The organism is Pantoea sp. X-Soil-ISGK-355 (genome assembly GCF_059730805.1).
This window is the reverse complement of record NZ_AP035971.1, coordinates 1,307,688-1,327,835: the sequence shown is the minus strand read 5'-3', so window position 1 is coordinate 1,327,835 and position 20,148 is coordinate 1,307,688. Positions and strand designations below refer to the sequence as shown.

Here is a 20,148-nt window from a genome sequence, read left to right as displayed (position 1 = left end):
CGCCTTAGCGTTAACGGGTTTCGGAGAACTTCTTAAATACAGCCAGCGTTTCATCACTGACGTGATGCTCAATACCTTCTGAATCGCGTCGGGCCGTTTCGGGACTGATGCCTAACGCCAGCAGAAAACTTTCAACGATATGATGACGGGCGCGGCTCTCCTCTGCCAGCTTCTCACCTTCACCGGTAAGGAAAACACCGCGATAAGGCACCTGCTCAACCAGCCCGGCACTGCCAAGCCGCTTCAGCATTTTCGCCACGGTAGGTTGCGAAACGCCCAGACGGGCCGCCATATCGACCTGACGCGCTTCGCCAAATTCACCAATCAAATCAGAGATTAACTCAACGTAGTCATCAATTAATTCCCGACGATGCGCTTCACGCACCTGCCGAAAACCTTCGACATGCTCTTCAATATCTTTCAGTGGTCCTTTTGGCGCAGAAACCACGCTTTTAGCACGACGACTCATTCAGCTTCCTCATTATTATTTCCCGTACTGACACTGCTATACGGATTTAGCTGCGCTCATTGTAAACCAGCCGCAAAGAAGCTCAAATTTTTCGTCATTAGGCTTGGCTAAACAATATAGCCAGTGCTATATTTGTTGATAATGTAAGCAGCAAAAAAGTGGGATCCTGGTTGATCCTCTGTTGCGCCGGTGTGATGACATTTCTCACCGCAGGCTGCTGACTACCGCGTCGACAATGATTGGGAGGTGATTCTATGAGCACCCTGAAATGTTGCTTAGATTGCAGCAAATGCTTCCAGGCTGAAAAGAAAACAACCACGGAGATGAAATCCTGGCTGTGCCTGCTGACGCGTTCCCCGTTCACACTGCGTCTGATGTTGATTGAGAAGCTCCTGGGCCATAAGCCTGCCGATCGTCGCTGCCAGCATCTGATCTGGCGCGGCTAATTCTGATTCAGCGCCTTTCAGCCAGCGGCTGAAAGGCTTACTTCCCTCTTTCCGCATCCCTTTTTCTTATTTGTCCACGAAATCTTTATGCCTTACGGCATTAACGACGATGGCTGGTTATCGGCAGTGGATAGCAGGAGTCATCAGAGAGCGATTCGCGGTGTAAGGCGGGATGGTAAAATCAGCGCAATAAAAAACGGCCCACAAGGGGCCGTTTTTTTGCAGGTCAGCTAAGCTAAACTTAGAAGCTGTAACCTACGCCAGCAATCCAGGTGCCAACGTCAACGTTACGGATACGGCTCTGCTCGTAACCAACGTCCAGCGCGACGTCCTGAATTGGGTTAAACTGCAGACCTGCACCGTAGGAGAAGCCTACGTCGCTTGAATCAGTTTTAGCGCGTGATGCAGTATCGTTCTGCTGGAATTTACCATAGCCGATACCCACAACACCGTAGATGCTAGCCCAGTCGTTCAGACGGAAAGCTGGACCACCGGTCACACCGTAGTACTGGCCTTTATTATAGATGCCAGCTTCGGTACGATCTTTTTCAGTGTAGGTGAATGAACCGATCCAACCCAGTGGGTTAGAACCGTCTTCGTAGCGGTATTTCAGGTTGAAGCCGTTAGCTTTGTTAGCCACGCCCTGATAGTCGCTCTGAGCATAGCCACCAGTTACGGTGCTCTGTGCCATTGCTGAACCTGCAGATACTGCCAGTACACAGGCTAATGCTGAAAGACATGCAATTTTTTTCATAACCACCTCAAATGTGAAAATACTTCTCTCCTGACAACGCTGAAAATATAACAAAAAATAGCGAGAAACTCTGCCCGGATTTTGTTGTCTAACAGAAAGTTTGGTGTAACAGGAAGTTAATGCGACATCCTATGTCATTCATTTTTCTTATAAAATCCGTCATCTTTCTGCAATAATCATTTTGTGCTCATTTCGTTCTTTAAGTTAAATCCTAAAAAATCCTGACATTTCTTTACCTAAATGGCCCTGATTCTGGCCAAAATTTGCTCAGTTAAGTCAAATTTAAAACGCGATTCCGTGATTCTTTGCCCGCTATTTCCTTTACACTGGCTGACTCATTACGTTAATGACCAGGAAAAGTACACAGGATGTCTGCCTCTCCCGCTTCCAAAAACCTCGCCCCGATAGTCATGCCGATTGCCGTGCTACTGATTGCGATGTTGTCGCTGCAGGGCGGCGCTTCACTGGCAAAAAGCCTGTTTCCTTCTGTGGGTGCCACCGGGATTACCGCACTGCGCCTGGGCTTTGGTACCCTGATACTCTGTGTCATTTTCAAGCCCTGGCGTTTACGCTTCAGCCGGGAGCAGCGTCTGCCTCTCCTGATGTATGGACTGGCTCTGGGCACCATGAATTTTACGTTCTATCTGGCGATTCGTACCGTGCCACTGGGCGTGGCGGTGGGACTGGAATTTACCGGCCCGCTGGCGCTGGCGCTGTTTGGATCGCGTCGGCCGCTGGATTTTGTCTGGGTGTTGCTGGCGGTAATTGGCCTGTGGTTCCTGCTGCCGTTTGGTACAGACATGACCGCGATTGATCCGCTGGGCGCAGCGCTGGCAGTGGGTGCAGGTGCCTGCTGGGCGATCTATATCCTGGCGGGACAACGGGCAGGTGCAGAGCATGGCCCCGCAACCGTCGCCATCGGTTCGCTGATTGCCTCAGTCATTTTTGTGCCACTCGGGCTGACGTTCGCCGAAAGCGGCATCTGGACATGGGCGGTTATGCCAATCGCGTTGCTGGTCGCACTGCTTTCCAGCGCCATTCCCTATTCCCTTGAGATGATCGCCCTTACCCGCTTACCGGCGCGCATTTTCGGTACACTGATGAGTCTTGAACCCGCCATGGCCGCCTTTTCCGGCATGCTGTTTCTGGGGGAAACCCTGACCGGGCTTCAGTGGCTGGCGTTGCTGGCCATCATCATCGCCTCAGCAGGCTCAACACTGACTATGCGCCCGAAAAAGAGTCAGTTAAGCAGCGTTGAATTATCAGACGATAGGCATAAATAAGCGATTTCAGCCCGTACGCTGGCGGGCGAAATAACAATCATGCTCAGCATGAGAATTATTCTTAAACGCTGCGATTTACGGTTCATCCTATTTTGAAACAGTCACTTACCTGCTATTTACAATTTAGTATAACTTTATGATTTAGATGGCTATTTAATAATATTTATATTTTAACATAGCTTTAACCTTACCCGCACAGCCCTGCTTTTAAAAAAGACTGACACTATTTCATCCATCGTCAAAGTCGTTTCTGCAAAGCTGAAAAGCGCTGCTATACTTATCCGGTACTTGATTAGGACAACCATCAAAGAGAGGACTGAAACGATGAGTACCGCTAAATTGGTTAAAACGAAATCTTCTGACCTGATTTATACCCGCAACGACGTGGCCGAAGATGAGAAGAAAGCCACCATCGCGGTGTTGAACCGTCTGGTAGTCGAGTTTATTGACCTGTCATTGATCACTAAGCAGGCGCACTGGAACATGCGCGGTGCTAACTTCATTGGTGTGCATGAGATGCTGGATGGCTTCCGCACCACGATTACTGACCATCAGGATACCATTGCCGAGCGTGTGGTTCAGTTGGGCGGCGTGGCGCTGGGCACCACGCAGGTTGTAAATGACACGACTCCGCTGAAAAGCTATCCGCTGAATATTCACAGCGTGCAGGATCATCTTAAAGCACTGGCCGATCGTTACAGCGTTGTGGCGAATGATACCCGTAAAGCCATTTCAGAAGTTAAAGACGAAGATACCGCTGACATCTTTACTGCGGCATCGCGCGATCTGGACAAGTTCCTGTGGTTCATCGAAGCCAACATTGAATAACACGCAATGCACGCAATCAGGCGGGGAAACCCGCCTTTTTTACGTCTGTGTTAGTGCAATTTTATGACCCTGTTAACAGTTCTTCCCTCCTCCGCTTCACAGCCTTAACATCTGAGGCACACTACCGCTTGCACCAAAATAGCCACCTGCACCAAAGTTGAGCACCAATAGGGTGCAATGGCAGAATTAACTGCAAAATCGTGTCAGCTGTGTTATTTAACTCTCTGATTTCGCGGATTTTGCAAAGTTGGCATAATTCTTTCATATGACAAGCCGCAAACGCAGGCCCTGCCGCCTGGTAGTAAAAAAAGGAAAAATGATGAAGTCACTGTTAAAAGTTTCTGTGGCCGCGCTGGCGCTGGCCTTCTCCCTCTCCTCCACCGCAGCAGAAAAGAAGCTGGTCGTCGCTACTGATACCGCCTTTGTTCCGTTTGAATTCAAACAGGGTGACAAGTATGTCGGCTTTGATGTGGATCTATGGGATGCCATTGCGAAAGAGCTGAAGCTCGATTACACCCTGAAGCCAATGGACTTCAGCGGCATTATCCCTGCACTGCAAACGCGCAATGTCGATCTGGCACTGGCGGGCATCACCATTACCGAAGAACGTAAAAAAGCGATCGAGTTCTCTGATGGCTATTACAAAAGCGGTCTGCAGGTGATGGTGCGTAACAATGAAAACGACATCAAAGGCATCAGCGATCTGAACGGTAAAGTCGTCGCAGTAAAAAGCGGCACCGGCTCTGTGGAATATGCCAAAGCCAACATCAAATCGAAAGATCTGCGTCAGTTCCCGAACATCGACAGCGCCTACATGGAGCTGGGCACCAACCGTGCGGATGCCGTGCTGCATGACACGCCAAACATCCTTTACTTCATCCACACCGCCGGTAAAGGCCGCTTTAAAGCGGTAGGCGATTCAATTGAAGCGCAGCAGTATGGTATCGCCTTCCCGAAAGGCAGCGACGATTTACGTGAGAAGGTAAACGGCGCACTGAAAACCCTGAAAGAGAACGGCACCTACAACACGCTTTATAAAAAATGGTTCGGCACCGAACCTAAATAATAATTTGCCCGTTATCTGATTTCAGCAGGGAAACTTTTTCCCTGCTTTTTTCCATCGCAACATATCTGGAGTGACACCATGGAGTTTGACTGGAGCGTCATCTGGCCCGCCATGCCAGCGCTGCTCGAAGGCGCCAAACTGACCTTAATTATCTCAATCATTGGCCTGGTTGGCGGCCTGTTTATCGGGCTGGTGGCCGGTTTTGCCCGCGCTTACGGTGGCTGGATCACCAATAACATCGCACTGGTGTTTATCGAAATCATCCGCGGCACCCCTATCGTGGTGCAGGTGATGTTTATTTACTTTGCGCTGCCGATGGCATTTCCTGACCTGCGTATTGATCCTTTCACCGCCGCAGTGGTGACCATCATGATTAACTCTGGTGCTTATATTGCCGAGATCACCCGTGGTGCCGTGCTGTCGATCAACAAGGGATTTCGTGAAGCCGGACTGGCACTTGGCCTGTCGAGCCGCGAGACGCTGCGCTACGTGATTATGCCGCTGGCACTGCGTCGTATGCTGCCGCCGCTGGGCAACCAGTGGATTGTCAGCATCAAAGATACCTCACTATTTATCGTTATCGGCGTGGCTGAACTGACACGTCAGGGTCAGGAGATTATTGCCGGTAACTTCCGCGCTCTGGAAATCTGGAGCGCCGTCGCGATCATCTATCTGGTGATTACGCTGGTGTTGAGCTTTGTGCTACGCCGCATTGAGAAAAGGGTGAAAATCCTGTGATTGAGTTTAAAGATGTCTCCAAGCATTTTGGCCAGACCCAGGTGCTGCACAATATCGATCTGAAGATTAACCAGGGTGAAGTGGTGGTGATTATCGGCCCATCCGGTTCCGGTAAATCGACGCTGCTGCGCTGCATTAACAAGCTGGAAGAGATCACCAGCGGCGAGCTGATTGTTGATGGCCTGCGCGTTAACGATCCGAAAGTCGATGACCGCCTGATCCGTCAGGAAGCCGGTATGGTGTTTCAGCAGTTTCATCTGTTCCCACAGATGAGTGCGCTGGACAACGTCGCCTTTGGTCCCATCCGGGTGCGCGGTGCCAGCAAAGAGGCCGCACGCCAGCTGGCGAGAGAGCTGCTGGGCAAAGTAGGCCTGGCAGAGCGTGCACACCACTTCCCGTCTGAGCTGTCTGGCGGCCAGCAACAGCGTGTGGCGATCGCCCGCGCGTTGGCGGTGAAGCCGAAGATGATGCTGTTTGATGAGCCAACCTCTGCGCTGGACCCGGAGCTGCGTCACGAAGTCCTGAAAGTGATGCAGGATCTGGCGGAAGAAGGTATGACGATGGTGATTGTGACGCACGAAGTAGGCTTCGCACAAAAGGTCGCATCGCGTCTGATCTTTATCGACAAAGGCCGGATTGCGGAAGATGGCGATCCCGACAGCCTGATCAGCAATCCCCCCAGTGAACGTCTGCGCGAATTCCTGCAGCACGTCTCCTGATCAAAACGGGCCGCATCGCGGCCCGTTTTGATTGTTGGCAAAGTCTGCCCTGCCCAGCTGTGAGACCGAGGCTGCGAAGGAAACATGGGCAGATCGGAAAGTCGCTTAAACCATCCCTGGTCCCTCGGCCCGCGCGATTACGCACCTCATCCCTGAGGTGCGCCCGTAAACGGGCCAACGCGTTGCGTTGTTCAAAAAACGCCTGCCGTTTTTGTCCCAGGCGCGGGACGCTTTCCTCCTCTGCCCGTGTTCCCTGCGTTATTAGCTAATATGTTGCTGCCAGAGCAACCCTGATTGGGTTTGTCAGCAGTCTGAAACGGCCGTATCGCAGCCCGTCCTTTTTTCTCCGCAGATAGATTCCAGTTATGCGCGAAAAGAGATGCCTTAGCTTCCCAGGCGACTCAGCAGCTTGCTGCGCTGGGCGGCAGGCATAAAACTCCACGCCAGGAAGCGGCTCTGCTTCTGCCCCTGCGCCATATTCACCACCCGCAGCTCTGCGACGTCGAGCGCCTGCAGCTGTTTTTCCAGCGCCGGTAAATTCTCTTTGCGCGACACCAGTGAGGTAAACCAGCCAATCTGGCGACCAAACGCCACGCTCTCGGCGATCATCTTGCCGATGAACGCCTTTTCGCCACCGGGATACCACAGCTCATTGTGTTGCCCGCCAAAGTTAAGCGGCGCACTCTTATCCAGCCCAAGATTACGCACCTTACGCTGTGAACCCGAAACCGCCTCTTCCGCCGACGCGTGGAATGGCGGGTTACACATCACCGCACTGAAAAATTCATTTTTGCTGACCACACCCGCCAGGACCGCATCGCTGTTTTTCTGACGACGCAGACGGATCTGACGCGTCAGGCGCGGATTGGCTGCGACAATGCGATTAGCGGCTTTGATGGCGGCTTCATCAATTTCGGTACCGGTAAAGCGCCAGCCATATTCCGCCGCACCAATCAGCGGATAGATACAGTTTGCGCCGCAGCCAATATCCAGCACGTCCGCGGCCGGGATCGCGCCGTTGTTATCCAGTGCCAGCAGATCGGCCAGGTAGTGCAGATAATCGGCACGTCCTGGCACAGGCGGGCAGAGTGAGCCGGGCGTCAGTTGCCAGTCGATGTCATAAAAGAGTTTGATGAGCGCCTGGTTCAGCAGCATCACCGCCTCCGGGTCCGCGAAATCCACGGACTGCACGCCATAACCGTTAGGCCGGACTTTCGCCGCCAGCGGCGGATGGGCAGCGGTTAGCGCGGCAAAATCGTATTCGCCCTGATGGCGATTGCGGGCGTGGAAGGGCGACGTGCTGGCTGACTTTTTCATACGTTCTCTCAATTATTCAGGCGCGCGTACAATACGCTGTAGAGGGCGGAAAATAAACCCGCACCATCCGCTTACCTCATTCCGGTTCCGTCGGGCGATGCTGTCGGGCTAAGATAGATAAAATCATCTGCCGGAGACGTTATGAGCCATAAACGCTATTCTTATCAGCCCCGTGCGGGCCACGGTCTGCCACACGATCCGCTGAACGCCATTATCGGGCCGCGCCCGATCGGCTGGATTAGCTCTGTCAGCACCAGCGGCCAGCGCAATCTTGCGCCTTACAGCTTTTTTAACTGCTTCAACTATCATCCGCCGATTATCGGTTTCGCCAGCAGCGGCTGGAAAGACAGCGTCCGGAATATTGCAGAGACTAAAGAGTTTGTCTGGAATCTGGCGACCCGTCCGCTGGCCGAAGCGATGAATGAAAGTTCCGCATCGCTCCCTGCCGATCAGGACGAGTTTGCCTTTGCCGGATTAACCTCGCTGGCGGCTTCCCAGGTCAGCGCCAGCCTGGTGGCGGAAAGCCCGGTCAACTTCGAGTGCCGCCTGACGCAGCTGATCCAGTTGCAGGATGCCAGCGGCACCCTGCTCGACAGCTGGCTGGTGATGGGCGAAGCGGTGGCGATTCACATCGATGAATCGCTGCTTGAGGAGGGCATTTATCAGACCGCCAAAGCTGAGCCAATCCTGCGTGCAGGCGGCCCCAGCGCCTATTACGGCATCAGCGAAGCTCAGCGCTTTGATTTAGTCCGTCCGGACGCCCGCCGCAGGTAATCTCACTCCACAAGCGCATCGGCCCGGTGCGCTTTGATCTGCGCCACCGCGCGGGCGATGTCGGGGGCCAGCCAGCGATCCTGCTGCCAGCGATCAACCACCTGCCTTAACAGTAGCCAGGCGCGCCGCGTACCGGCGGCAAGTTGTGATTCACCGTGAAACTCCAGCGCCTGTGCCGCCAGCAGATACTCAATTGCAATAATGTGATCGACGTTGCTGACCAGCTTCAGCAGTTTCAGCGCTGATCCGGTGCCGAGGCTCAGATGATCCTCCTGTAATCCCGATGTCACATAGTTATCGAGCACCGCAGGCTGCGCCAGCTGACGGTTTTCTGCGCATAGCGATGCCGCTACGTACTGGGCAATCATCATGCCGGAATTGACGCCCGGCTCAGCCACCAGAAACGGCGGCAGGCCGCTGACCAGCGGATTGACCAGCCGATCCAGCCGTCGCTCGGCAATACTCCCCAGCTCGGCCAGCGCAATCGCTAGCAGGTCACAGGCCATCGCCACCGACTCACCGTGCGGATGTGACTGGGACACCACGCGCCAGGCCTGCGGCGTCCCCAGAATCAGCGGATTGTCGGTACAGGCGTTGAGTTCAGTCTCCACCTGACGGACAGCGTGATCAAACTGATCGCGGCAGGCACCGTGCACCTGCGGCATCGACCGCAGACTCAGCGCATCCTGAGTCCGAATGCCGACGCTCGCGTTCAGCAGCGGGCTGTCACGTAACAACTGACGCAGGCGATCGCCGCTGCGCTGAATCCCCGGACTGGCCTTGAGCGCCAGCACCTCAGGGTCAAACGCCACCAGTTGACCGCGCAGCGCCTCAAAGCTCATCGCACCGGTGACGTCTGCCCAGTCCAGCAACCGTTCGGCATCGTCCAGTGCCAGACAGGCTAAGCCGGTCATACAGGGCGTGCCGTTAACCAGACTCAGCCCCTCTTTTGCGCCAGGCCGGTAAGGGACTAACCCCGCCTGTTCCAGCGCCTGCTGCGCGGGGATGATTTCACCCCGCCACTCCACCTCGCCGATGCCAATCAGCGCCAGGCCGATATGCGCCATGTGTGTCAGATACCCCACCGATCCCTGCGACGGCACCTGTGGCGTAATCTGCAGATTTAACAGCGCCAGCAGCTGCTGCACCAGCGCCACTGACACACCCGATTTGCCATGGCTGAAGTTAGCAATCGCAGCGCACAGAATGGCGCGCACCTCCGATTTTTTCAGCACCGGCCCAACGCCACAGGCGTGGCTCATCAATGTATTGCGCGACAGCTGGCCCAGCTCATCTTCAGACAGCGTGATGTTGCAGAGCGCTCCCAGACCGGTATTGATGCCGTACGCGACCTGCCCCGCCGCCACGATGTTGCCGACGATTTCACGGCTCTGCGCGATGCGCTGCCAGGCGCTGTCGCTCAGCGTCAGGGTGGCATTGTGCCGGGCAACCTGCACCAGTTCCTGCCACCTGAGCGGACCATCGCCCCAGACCCGCGTCTGATTCGTCACGTCACTCATACTACCGGCTCCACCTGATGATGACTGGAGATAAACTGCTTAAAGCGCGTCGATCCCGCCTCGCCGAACATTGCCTCTGGCGTGCCCTGACAGTCAATCGTGCCCTGATGCATAAACACCACCCGGTTTGAGACGTTGCGGGCAAAGCCCATCTCGTGAGTGACTACCAGCATGGTGCGCCCCTCTTCCGCCAGGCTGCGCATGACCTTCAGCACCTCGCCCACCAGTTCCGGATCGAGTGCCGAAGTTGGCTCATCAAACAGCATCACCTCCGGATCCATTGCCAGCGCGCGGGCAATCGCCACCCGCTGCTGCTGACCGCCCGAAAGCTGGGCGGGATAGAAATCTTTGCGATTCAGCAGACCGACCCGATCCAGCAGCTGCTCCGCCTGGGCAATACAGGCTTTTTTATCGCGCTTGAGGACGTAGTGCGGCCCTTCAATGACATTTTGCAGCACGGTGAGATGTGACCAGAGGTTAAAGCTCTGAAACACCATCCCCAGTCGGGAGCGCAGCCGTTCAATCTGACGCGGATTGGCCGCCAGCTGATGCCCGCGTGCATGGCGCTTCATCCCGATGGTTTCACCGCCGACGCTGACCACGCCGGAATCGGGCGTCTCCAGCAGGTTAATGCAGCGCAGCAGCGTACTTTTGCCCGAGCCACTGGCACCGAGAATGGAAATGACATCGCCCTTGTGCGCCTGCAGTGAGATGCCTTTCAGCACCTCCATGGCACCAAAAGATTTATGGATATCGCTGGCCGACAGCGTGACGGGTGGCAGTTCAGACATTTTTCTCTCCTCCGGTAATCGGCTTAGCGGTCAGTAACGGCTTTTTTTCCGGTTTATGTACCGGTGTCAGACGCCGCTCCAGCAGGGCATAGAGTTGAACAATAATGAAGTTAAGGATCAGGTAGATCGCCGCCGCACAGAGAAACACCTCCATGGTGCGGTAGGTGCGCTGAATGATCTGCTGCGCTACCCCGGTGACATCCCAGACCGTGACCAGACTGGCCAGCGCGGTCGATTTCACCAGCAGGATCGCTTCGGTGGAGTACGCAGGCAGCGCGTAACGCAGCATCACCGGCGCGATAATCCGTCGCAGCAGCAGCCCGCGCGACATACCGCAGGCCATTCCTGCTTCCACCTGACCGGGCGGCACCGCCAGCAGCGCACCGCGCAGAATCTCCGCGGTGTAGGCGGCAGTGCAGAGCGACAGTGCCAGCACTGCGCAGGTAAAGGGCTCTCGCAGGAATGGCCAGAAGAGACTATGGCGGATCACGCCAAACTGCCCCAGACCGTAGTAGATCAGGAACAGCTGAATCATCAGCGGCGAGCCGCGAAATACCAGGATGTAGCCACGGGCAAACGCACTCAGCACTCGCCAGCGGCTCATGCGCAGCGCCAGAATACCCACCGCCAGCACGCCTCCGCATAGAAACGCACTGATAAACAGGCCCAGCGTAACCGGCAGTGCGGCGCTGAGTTTAAGGAAGGTGTCAGTGAGGAACGCAAAATCGATCATAAGTCTCCTTAGTGCTGCGCAGCGGTGCGGCTTTGCCAGGCGCGGCCAAGACGGGATTCGGCGCGCAGAAAGGCGCGGTTCGACAGCAACGTCAGCAGCAGGTAACAGGCTCCGCCCACCAGGTAAAAGGAGAAGTAGTCACGGGTCGAACCGGCCGCAATCTGGCTGGCCCGCATCAGCTCGACAATGCCGGTCACCGACACCAGCGCCGAATCTTTCAGGCTCATCTGCCAGACGTTTGACAGGCCGGGCAGCGCATAGCGCGCCACCTGCGGCAGCAGAATGCGTTGCCGGATGCGCCAGCGCGGCATGCCAATCGCGACAGCGGCTTCAATCTCCCCTTTCGCCAGGGCCAGCCGCGCGGCGCGATAGACTTCCGCCTGATAAGAGCCGGAGATAAGCCCGATAGCCAGCGCCCCGATCAGAAATGGTGGCGCTTCGATAAAGCCGTCCGCGCCAAACAGCTGTCCGATCTGCGTGATCAACCCCGATCCGCCGAAGTAGAACAGGTAGATCACCAGCAGCTCAGGAATGCCACGAAAGATCAGGGAGTAACCTTCCCCCAGCCAGCGCACCGCCCGGTGCGGGGATAACTTCGCGGCAGCAACGCCCGATCCCACCACCGCGCCAACCAGCAGCGCGGCAAACGACAGCAGCAGCGTGGTCAGCGTGGCACTCAGAATCAACCGTCCCCAGCCGTCCGGGCCAAAACTCAGCAGGCTTATCATCCGTTACCTCTCTCAGGGTGTGACGTCAGTTTTGAACCACTTCTCGCTCAGCTTTTTGACTGTGCCATCGGCCAGCGCGACTTTGATCGCCTGATCCAGTCGGGCTTTCAGATCGTTGTCTGCCATGCGCACGCCCAACGCCTCGCCCTCACCCCAGATTGGACCACCCAGCTGTGGACCGCTGAAGCTGAGGTTACGGTTATCCGGTCGCGCCAGCATCGACTGCGCAAAGGTCACATCATCAAACACCGCATCAATGCGTCCGGCCTGCAAATCAAGGATCGCATCGGCTGAGCTGGTGTATTCACGTACATCCGCCACATCTTTGAAGTATTTGTCGATGAACGGTGTGTAGACCGTGCCGGAGGCGATACCAATCGTTTTGCCTTTCAGCGCGGCTTTCAGGGCCGCAATGGCCGGCTCTATGGTTTTGGCATCGTCGGTAAGTTTGATGATCTTGCTGTCAGCGGGCAGCAGTGACCCTTTTACCGTGATAAAAGTGGCGGGCGTGGAGGCGTAAGGTACGGTGAAATTCACCACTTTTTTGCGATCGGGTGTAATCACAATCGCATCCATGATCACATCATATTTCCCGGCATTCAGTCCGGCGATCATGCCATCCCAGTTCTGCACCACCAGCTTGCACTGGATTGCCATGCGCTGGCAGAGATCCGCCATTAGCTCCGGCTCGAAACCGCCCAGCTTGCCGCCCGGCAGGGTGAGGTTCCAGGGTTCATAACTGCCTTCAGTGGCAATAGTGATCGACTTCCACTCTTTAGCCTGGGCGCTGACGCCACAGAGCAGCAGACTGGAAACCAGCGTAGTGAGACATAAACGGCGAAGAGTCAGAGGGTGCGTCATACGGTTCTCCTGAAAGTAGCGGCCTGGTGATCGCCCTGACGATATTTAACATAAATTTTACAGGATGATATGTCATGTATATACAAGCTAACGTAGCGCAGTTCATTGCCGGCTTTATCATTTTGTGAGCCAGACGGGATTTATTCAGATGAAGCACGCGCTGCAGCACTTGTACATACAACCAAGCAAAGGTTATGCCAGCTCTGCAGAAACGAGCAATGGAGGCGGGAGCAAGGGAGCAGCCAGACAGGCTGCGCTCCCCTGCACCCGATTAGCGCAGCGATGCACCAGGGCGGCGCATCGCTGATTTATTGCGGCCTGGCCTGCGCCAGCATGGTATGGATCATCGCCTTCAACACTTTTTGTAGCTCTGCGGCACGCGCCTGCTGCCAGGCATAAGGCGGGGTTTCATCCATGTAGTTCAGCTGCGCCAGCTCCAGCTGAACCGCCTCGATCTGCTGCTGTGGCTGGCCATAAGCGCGGGTGATGTAACCGCCTTTAAAGCGTCCGTTGAGCACCCAGCTGTAGTCGTGCTGGGCGGCGCACACCGCCTCTATGGCCGCGCTCATTTCAGGCGTGCAGCTCGCGCCGTCGTTGGTGCCGATGTTGATATCGGGCAGACGCCCCTCAAACAGGCGGGGAATTTCACTGGCAATGGAGTGGGCGTCAAACAGCAGCGCATAGCCGTGCTGCGCTTTGAGCCGCGCCAGCTCCTGCTGAATCTGCTGATGGTAAGGCTGCCAGATTTGATCGATGTAGCCCTGACGCGCCGTGACATCGGGCGTTTTGCCTGGTGCAAAGGTCGGCGTGCCGTCGAACAGGGTTTCCGGGAACAGACCGGTGGTGGCGGTGGTGTAAAGCGGCTGGTTGTCGGGCGGACGATTAAGATCGACTACAAAACGGGAATAGCGGCCAATTAACACACTGGCCCCGAGGTCACGCACAAAATCATACAGCAGCGGGATATGCCAGTCGGTGTCGGGCAGGCCGCGCGCGGCCGCGCTCAATCCGGCGTCCACCTCAGGCGTCAGTTCAGTACCGGCATGGGGAATGCTGACCAGCAGCGGCAGGCTGCCCTGGGAAAAATAGAAAGGGTTCATTGCGGTTCTCCACGATAGATAACGGTACAGGGCAGTTCACCACCCAGCCAGTAAACCAGTTCTGCCGGACGAGACAGCGGCCAGTGGACGAAGTTTGCCACTTTACCCGCCTCCAGCGAGCCGTGACTCTCCGCCAGCCCCAGCGCTTTAGCTCCCCACAGCGTGACGCCCGCCAGCGCCTCCTCCGGCGTCATGCCAAACAGCGTGCAGCCCATGTTGAGCATCAGACGCAGCGACAGCGCAGGTGAGGTGCCAGGATTGGCATCGCTGGCCAGCGCCATCGGCACACCGTGGCGACGGAAGAGATCCACCGGCGGACGCTGAGTTTCGCGTAGCAGATAAAACGCACCGGGCAGCAGCACCGCCACGGTGCCATGCTGCGCCATCGCCCTGGCATCCTCTTCGGTGGCATATTCAAGATGGTCAGCTGAAAGCGCACCATAGCGGGCGGCCAGTGCGGCACCGCCCAGCGCTGAAAGCTGTTCCGCATGCAGTTTCACCGGCATATCCAGCGCCACCGCCCGGTCAAATACCCGCGCCACCTGCTCCGGGGAAAAGGCGAGATGCTCGCAGAAAGCATCTACAGCATCCGCCAGCCCCTGCGCCTGCGCCTGCGGCAGAAGACGGTCGCAGATGATATCGATCCAGCCATCCGGGTCATGCTTAAACTCCGGCGGAAAGGCATGCGCTGCCAGACAGGTGGCGTGGACATCGGCGGCCACGCTCTCTCCCAGCCGGCGAATCGCCCGTAGCATCCGCAGTTCGCTCTCTTCATCCAGACCATAGCCGGACTTAATCTCTACGGTGGTGACACCCTCTGCCAGCAGGCGATTAAGTCGCCAGCGGGCCGAAGCCACCAGTTCCTCTTCCGTCGCCGCGCGGGTGGCGCGCACGGTAGAGAGAATGCCCCCGCCCTGCGCGGCAATCTCTGCGTAGCTGACGCCATTCAGACGCTGTTCAAACTCCTGACTGCGGTCGCCGCCAAACACCAGATGGGTGTGACAATCCACCAGCCCCGGCGTCACGATACCGCCAGGCAGACGATGATGCTGATCGGCGACGAACGCGGGCATCTCCGCTTCAGGCCCGACCCACACCAGCCTGCCCGCCCGCACCACCAGTGCGCCCTGAGGTATCAGATGGTACTTTCCGTCACGCATGGTGACCAGGTCGGCCCCCGTCCACACCGCCTCTACGCGCATCTCTTCTGTCATCGCTGCCTCATGCCTCCGCCGTTTACACTGTGCTTCAAAGTATGTATATGTATATACAACCACATCCGATGAGGATCAACCATGGCGACTTTTTTTGCCCCACGCGCACTGCTGGCGGAGGGCTGGCAGCAGCAGGTCCGTATCACGGTCAATCAGGCCGGTTTTATCGACTCCCTTACCCCGGAAAGCCACGCGGATCAGGCTATCCGCCTCAACGGCGAGGTGATCCCGGCGATCGCCAACCTGCACTCGCACGCCTTCCAGCGGGCGATGGCGGGTCTGGCGGAAGTGGCAGGCGATCCACAGGACAGCTTCTGGACCTGGCGGGATCTGATGTACCGCATGGTGCAGCGTCTGACGCCAAAGCAGGTGGGTGATATTGCCGCTCTGCTCTATATCGAGATGCTGAAAGGCGGCTACACCCAGGTTGCAGAGTTTCATTATCTCCATCACGACCCCAGCGGCGCGCCCTATAGCGATGACACGATGCTGCAACAGCTGATTGAAGCAGCAGAGATCGCCGGTATCGGCCAGACCCTGCTGCCGGTGCTCTACAGCTACAGCGGCTTTGGCAGTCAGCCCGCGGCGGCGGGTCAGAAGCGTTTTATTCAGCAGACCGAACACTACCTGCAACAGCAGGCGCGGCTGGATGCGTGGCAGCAGCAGCGGCCCCTGCTGAACCGTGGTCTCTGTTTCCATTCGCTGCGGGCAGTAAGCGAAAGCCAGATGCACGAGGTGCTGGCGGCCAGCGATCTGGCGCTGCCGGTGCATATTCATGTGGCTGAACAGCAGAAAGAGGTCAATGATTCGCTGGCGTGGAGCGGCGAGCGCCCGGTAGCCTGGCTGCTGAACCGCTTTGCGGTAGATACGCGCTGGTGCCTGATCCACGCCACCCATCTGGATGAGAGCGAACTGTCGCGCCTCGCACAAAGCGGCGCGGTAGCGGGTCTCTGTCCGACCACCGAAGCCAACCTCGGCGACGGCATTTTCCCGGCGGTGGAGTATATCGCGCAGGGCGGACGCTGGGGCATCGGCTCCGACAGCCATGTCTCGCTGAGCGCTCAGGAAGAGCTGCGCTGGCTGGAGTATGCGCAGCGGCTGCGCGACCAGCGTCGTAACCGGATTACCCTGCCCGGCCAGCCGTCGGTGGGCGACCTGCTATGGCAACAGGCGGCAGCGGGTGGCGCTCAGGCGTGCGGCATTCAGCAGGGCACGCTGGCGGTGGGACAACGCGCCGACTGGCTGGTGCTGCGGGATGAGGCGTGGCTTGGCAGCGTGGATTCACATGCGGTGCTGAACCGCTGGCTGTTTGCCGGACAGCGCGATCAGATTCGTGACGTTTACGTGGCCGGTAAAGCCGTGATTGAAGATGGGGTACATCCGCAGCAGGCTGCATGTGCCGCACGCTTTGCTCAGGCGATGGCGGCGCTGCGATGATCACCCTGTTCGCTTACGAGGAGCTGGCGGTCAGCCGCTGGCGCAATGGTGGCGGCGAAACCCGCGAGATCATCAGCTTCCCGCCCGGCGCAGATCGCTTCGGCTGGCGCGCCAGTATTGCGACCCTGGCGCAGGATGGTCCCTTCTCTGCTTTTCCGGAGATCGATCGGGTGATTACCCTGCTGCATGGCGATCCGGTGTTATTAACCGCGCCTGACGTGCAGCATCTGCTGACGCCGCAAAAGCCCTGGGCATTTGCCGGAGAACTTGCCTTAACGGCGCAACTGCAGGGCAGCGTCAGCGAAGATTTTAATATCATGACGCGGCGCGGTGAATGGCAGGCCACGGTTGAAGTGGTTGCCGCGCCGGTCAGTAGTCTCCATGGCGTCGCCTGGGTATTGGCAGGTGCATGGCAGACCGCGGACGGAGAAAGGCTGAGTGCGCAACAGGGCGCGTGGTGGGTCGATGTAGAAACAGTACTCAGCCCGTGCGAGCCGGATGCGCGGCTGCTATTTACCCGACTTAGCGCCTATCCCGGCACGCGTAATGGTTGCAGGTAGTCTGGACACGGACAGCGCGGAACAAGCAGGCGTACACGTAGTACGTGAGGATGACTCGCTGCGCTCGCCTCTTCAGGGCCGCACTTCAGGGCGTTCAGGTTGCTAAAGCAGCCTGTGTGAGCACTGCCCAGGTGCAGACTGACAAATAAAATAGCCTGATGGGCTCGGCTCTTAACCGTGTCCTCTGAAGCGGCCCAGTAGTTTGTAACGTGAGCCGGGATAGAGCAGTCGCGCATAGGTGACGATTTTCGTGTCGCTCCAGGTCTGACGGCGAATCAGCAGGCAGGGTTCATGTTCATCCAGCGACAAATGTTTACGCTGACGCGCATCGGGGAGCACCGCTTCAACAATGTGCTCACCTGCCGTCAGCGGCGCGACCCGCATCAGATAGGTATAGGGCGTCATCTGCTGATAATCCTGCGTCAGGTAGTCGGGCGCGACCAGCGGATTGACCAGACGGTCCTCAAGCTGCACCGGCAGATCATTTTCGTAATGCACAATCAGCGAATGGTAAAACGTCTGTCCTGTGGTGAGCCCCAGCACGGCTGCCTGCTCAGGATCGGCTTTGTCCTGGCCGATGGCGAGAATTTTACAGCTATGCTGATGGCCGCGCTGAGCGATCTCATCAGCGATGTTATGCACCTCCAGCATAGCGGTGTAACCTTTCATCTCCGCCACGAAGGTGCCGACGCCCTGCATCCGCACCAGAAAACCTTCGCTGGTCAGTTCGCGCAGCGCCCGATTAATGGTCATGCGGCTGACGCCCAGCTCATTCACCAGTTCACTTTCTGAAGGCACACGCTGATTCGCTTTCCACAGCCCTTCACGGATCTGGCTGACGATGGCCTGCTTCACCCGCTGATAAATCGGGGCGGGCTCATCGCTCATTGCCGCCGCCAGTTGTGCCAGTGCCGTATGCTCGACCATTTGCTGTTCCTTATGCTGAAAGTCCCTTAAGTTTACTGTCTCACTGCGTGAATGTATATACATCCAGTAGCGCCGCCGTGCCCCACTGGTGCAGTCTGCGCATCCTGATGGTGCACTCTCTCAGTCGCGTTTAACCCGCGACCCGCGCCGGGCGGACATTCGATTTTTGTGATCGGTCTGGCACGGCACTTGCTTAGTATGCTTGATTGTATAGACAAGCATAGACAAGAATTAACGCTTATGTTTCACTCGCATTATTCCGCTGGTTCAGGGCAAGGAAAGCAGCTTAGCCACGCCAGCACACTTGTATAGACAGGAGTAGACTATGTCAGTTTCGTTTCAGGCATTGCGCCTGGTGCCCGGCGAGGTGGACCTCGCCACATTACGCGCTATCTATCAGGGTAACGTCACGCTGAGTCTTGACGACAGTGCGCGTCAGGCGATTGCGGCGGCGCAGCAGACCGTGGAGACGATTGTCGCCTCCGGCAACGTGGTGTATGGCATTAATACTGGCTTTGGCAAGCTGGCGCAGACGCAAATACCGGCCAGCCGGCTGGCGGATCTGCAGCGCAATCTGGTGCTGTCACACAGCGTTGGTCTGGGCGATCTGCTGCCCGACAATGTCACCCGTCTGGTCGTCGCCACCAAAATCATCAGCCTGGCGCGCGGTCACTCTGGTGTGCGTATCGAACTGGTTGAGGCACTGCTGGCGCTGTTCAACGCCGGCGTGATGCCCTGTATTCCGGAAAAAGGCTCGGTCGGCGCCTCCGGCGATCTGGCACCGCTGGCGCACATGTCGCTGATGCTGCTGGGCGAAGGTCAGGTGCGGGTCAATGGCACGCTGATCCCGGCAACAGAGGGACTGGCAAGCGTGGGCCTGTCGCCATTTGTGCTCGGTCCGAAAGAGGGTCTGGCGCTGCTCAACGGCACCCAGGTTTCGACTGCACTGGCGCTGCGCGGCCTGTTCGAGTGTGAAAACCTGTTTGCCGCCGGTCTGATGGCGGGTGCGCTGTCGCTGGAAGCGATCAAAGGCTCGCTGAAACCGTTCGATGCCCGCATCCACAAGGCGCGCGGCCAGCAGGGCCAGATTGCGGTCGCAGCGGCCGTCAGCACCCTGATTGAAGGCAGTGAAATTCTGCAGTCGCACACCCATTGCGGCCGCGTTCAGGATCCCTACTCCATCCGCTGCGTGCCCCAGGTAATGGGTGCCTGCCTGGACAACGTCAGCCACGCGGCGCGGATTCTGGAAATCGAAGCGAACGCCGCCTCGGACAACCCGCTGGTATTCAGCGACAGCGGCGATGTGATCTCCGGCGGCAACTTCCATGCTGAGCCGGTGGCCTTTGCTGCTGACATTCTGGCGCTGGCGATTGCCGAAGTCGGCGCCATCTCTGAACGGCGACTGGCGCTGCTGCTGGACAGCGGCTTATCCGGCCTGCCCCCCTTCCTGGTGCGTGACGGCGGCGTAAACTCCGGCTTTATGATCGCTCAGGTCACCGCCGCCGCGCTGGCTTCTGAGAACAAATCGCTGGCCCATCCGGGTAGCGTCGACAGTCTGCCCACCTCTGCGAATCAGGAAGATCACGTCTCAATGGCGACCTACGCCGCGCGCCGTCTCGGCAGCATGTGCTTTAACAGCGCCGCCGTGGTGGGTATCGAGGCGATGGCTGCCGCGCAGGGTATTGAATTTAACCGGCCACTCAAAAGCTCCTCGCTGATTGAGCAGGCCATCGACACCATCCGCGAGCAGGTCGCCTTCCTTGAAGACGATCGTCTGCTGGCGCCCGATATCGAGGCAATGCGTCAGTGGGCAAGTCGCGCTGACTGGCCTCAGGCATTGACCGCGCTGCTGCCGAGCATGCGCCCAACTTCTTGAATTAAGG

General features: G+C 57.3%; 21 protein-coding genes. 10 read left to right on the top strand and 11 right to left on the bottom strand.

The window, feature by feature from the left end:
- Window positions 1–10: 10 nt before the first annotated feature.
- On the bottom strand, window positions 11–469 hold the full coding sequence (gene mntR, locus AC6I8J_RS06025; RefSeq protein WP_010254350.1) for a manganese-binding transcriptional regulator MntR: 459 nt from the start codon (window positions 467–469) through the stop codon (window positions 11–13).
- Between the two features lie 254 nt (window positions 470–723).
- Here mntR and AC6I8J_RS06020 point away from each other — a divergent pair, with 254 nt between their 5' ends.
- Window positions 724–915 (top strand): hypothetical protein, encoded by a 192-nt coding sequence (locus AC6I8J_RS06020; RefSeq protein ID WP_161736764.1) that lies wholly within the window; start codon window positions 724–726, stop codon window positions 913–915.
- A 241-nt stretch (window positions 916–1,156) separates the two neighbouring features.
- Here the strand turns inward: AC6I8J_RS06020 and ompX are convergent, their stop codons facing one another.
- The gene (ompX, locus tag AC6I8J_RS06015; RefSeq protein ID WP_013357252.1) at window positions 1,157–1,669 is read right to left on the bottom strand and encodes an outer membrane protein OmpX; all 513 of its coding nucleotides are present in this window, start codon (window positions 1,667–1,669) and stop codon (window positions 1,157–1,159) included.
- A 368-nt stretch (window positions 1,670–2,037) separates the two neighbouring features.
- Here ompX and rhtA point away from each other — a divergent pair, with 368 nt between their 5' ends.
- From rhtA to glnQ, 5 genes are all read left to right on the top strand, one after another.
- A complete protein-coding gene (rhtA, locus tag AC6I8J_RS06010) occupies window positions 2,038–2,952 on the top strand; it encodes a threonine/homoserine exporter RhtA (RefSeq protein ID WP_033731969.1) in 915 nt (304 codons plus the stop codon).
- A gap of 324 nt (window positions 2,953–3,276) precedes the next feature.
- Entirely contained in the window at window positions 3,277–3,780 is a 504-nt protein-coding gene (gene dps / locus AC6I8J_RS06005) for a DNA starvation/stationary phase protection protein Dps (RefSeq protein WP_033731968.1), read from the top strand.
- 319 nt (window positions 3,781–4,099) lie between these two features.
- Window positions 4,100–4,846 carry a glutamine ABC transporter substrate-binding protein GlnH gene (glnH, locus tag AC6I8J_RS06000; protein WP_090962721.1) on the top strand — a complete coding sequence of 249 codons (747 nt, stop codon included), beginning with the start codon at window positions 4,100–4,102 and terminating at the stop codon, window positions 4,844–4,846.
- 78 nt (window positions 4,847–4,924) lie between these two features.
- Window positions 4,925–5,584, top strand: coding sequence for a glutamine ABC transporter permease GlnP (gene glnP / locus AC6I8J_RS05995; protein WP_013357248.1), 660 nt, complete (start codon window positions 4,925–4,927; stop codon window positions 5,582–5,584).
- Entirely contained in the window at window positions 5,581–6,303 is a 723-nt protein-coding gene (glnQ, locus tag AC6I8J_RS05990; protein WP_010254327.1) for a glutamine ABC transporter ATP-binding protein GlnQ, read from the top strand. Before glnP ends, glnQ begins: the two co-directional genes overlap by 4 nt.
- Window positions 6,304–6,687: 384 nt before the next feature.
- Here glnQ and rlmF read toward each other — a convergent pair whose 3' ends face one another.
- Window positions 6,688–7,620: a 23S rRNA (adenine(1618)-N(6))-methyltransferase RlmF gene (gene rlmF, locus AC6I8J_RS05985; protein ID WP_222924294.1), complete on the bottom strand. Its 933-nt coding sequence runs from the start codon at window positions 7,618–7,620 to the stop codon at window positions 6,688–6,690.
- Between the two features lie 141 nt (window positions 7,621–7,761).
- On the opposite strand from rlmF, the gene AC6I8J_RS05980 reads away from it, so the two are divergent.
- A complete protein-coding gene (locus AC6I8J_RS05980; RefSeq protein WP_161736924.1) occupies window positions 7,762–8,394 on the top strand; it encodes a flavin reductase family protein in 633 nt (210 codons plus the stop codon).
- A gap of 2 nt (window positions 8,395–8,396) precedes the next feature.
- Here AC6I8J_RS05980 and AC6I8J_RS05975 read toward each other — a convergent pair whose 3' ends face one another.
- From AC6I8J_RS05975 to hutI, 7 genes are all read right to left on the bottom strand, one after another.
- Window positions 8,397–9,914, bottom strand: a complete 1,518-nt coding sequence (locus AC6I8J_RS05975; RefSeq protein WP_260057737.1) for an HAL/PAL/TAL family ammonia-lyase — start codon at window positions 9,912–9,914, stop codon at window positions 8,397–8,399.
- A complete protein-coding gene (locus AC6I8J_RS05970) occupies window positions 9,911–10,705 on the bottom strand; it encodes an ABC transporter ATP-binding protein (RefSeq protein WP_253421418.1) in 795 nt (264 codons plus the stop codon). Before AC6I8J_RS05970 ends, AC6I8J_RS05975 begins: the two co-directional genes overlap by 4 nt.
- The gene (locus tag AC6I8J_RS05965; protein WP_033731964.1) at window positions 10,698–11,438 is read right to left on the bottom strand and encodes an ABC transporter permease; all 741 of its coding nucleotides are present in this window, start codon (window positions 11,436–11,438) and stop codon (window positions 10,698–10,700) included. The genes AC6I8J_RS05970 and AC6I8J_RS05965 overlap by 8 nt, the downstream gene beginning before the upstream one ends.
- Window positions 11,439–11,446: 8 nt before the next feature.
- Window positions 11,447–12,166: an ABC transporter permease gene (locus AC6I8J_RS05960; RefSeq protein WP_253421413.1), complete on the bottom strand. Its 720-nt coding sequence runs from the start codon at window positions 12,164–12,166 to the stop codon at window positions 11,447–11,449.
- A 12-nt stretch (window positions 12,167–12,178) separates the two neighbouring features.
- A complete protein-coding gene (locus AC6I8J_RS05955; protein ID WP_285086051.1) occupies window positions 12,179–13,027 on the bottom strand; it encodes a transporter substrate-binding domain-containing protein in 849 nt (282 codons plus the stop codon).
- Window positions 13,028–13,335: 308 nt separating this feature from the next.
- Window positions 13,336–14,127, bottom strand: coding sequence for an N-formylglutamate deformylase (gene hutG, locus AC6I8J_RS05950; RefSeq protein WP_161736923.1), 792 nt, complete (start codon window positions 14,125–14,127; stop codon window positions 13,336–13,338).
- Window positions 14,124–15,341, bottom strand: coding sequence for an imidazolonepropionase (hutI, locus tag AC6I8J_RS05945; RefSeq protein ID WP_222924295.1), 1,218 nt, complete (start codon window positions 15,339–15,341; stop codon window positions 14,124–14,126). The genes hutG and hutI overlap by 4 nt, the downstream gene beginning before the upstream one ends.
- Before the next feature lie 81 nt (window positions 15,342–15,422).
- On the opposite strand from hutI, the gene AC6I8J_RS05940 reads away from it, so the two are divergent.
- Together AC6I8J_RS05940 and AC6I8J_RS05935 are read left to right on the top strand one after the other, a co-directional pair.
- Window positions 15,423–16,778, top strand: a complete 1,356-nt coding sequence (locus tag AC6I8J_RS05940) for a formimidoylglutamate deiminase (protein WP_260057735.1) — start codon at window positions 15,423–15,425, stop codon at window positions 16,776–16,778.
- A complete protein-coding gene (locus AC6I8J_RS05935) occupies window positions 16,775–17,338 on the top strand; it encodes a HutD/Ves family protein (RefSeq protein WP_260057826.1) in 564 nt (187 codons plus the stop codon). Before AC6I8J_RS05940 ends, AC6I8J_RS05935 begins: the two co-directional genes overlap by 4 nt.
- 171 nt (window positions 17,339–17,509) lie before the next feature.
- Here the strand turns inward: AC6I8J_RS05935 and hutC are convergent, their stop codons facing one another.
- Window positions 17,510–18,265, bottom strand: a complete 756-nt coding sequence (hutC, locus tag AC6I8J_RS05930) for a histidine utilization transcriptional repressor HutC (protein ID WP_497825168.1) — start codon at window positions 18,263–18,265, stop codon at window positions 17,510–17,512.
- A 325-nt stretch (window positions 18,266–18,590) separates the two neighbouring features.
- Between hutC and hutH the strand changes: the two genes are divergently transcribed.
- Complete coding sequence (gene hutH / locus AC6I8J_RS05925) at window positions 18,591–20,141, top strand: histidine ammonia-lyase (protein WP_497825167.1); 1,551 nt, start codon at window positions 18,591–18,593, stop codon at window positions 20,139–20,141.
- Window positions 20,142–20,148 lie beyond the last annotated feature (7 nt).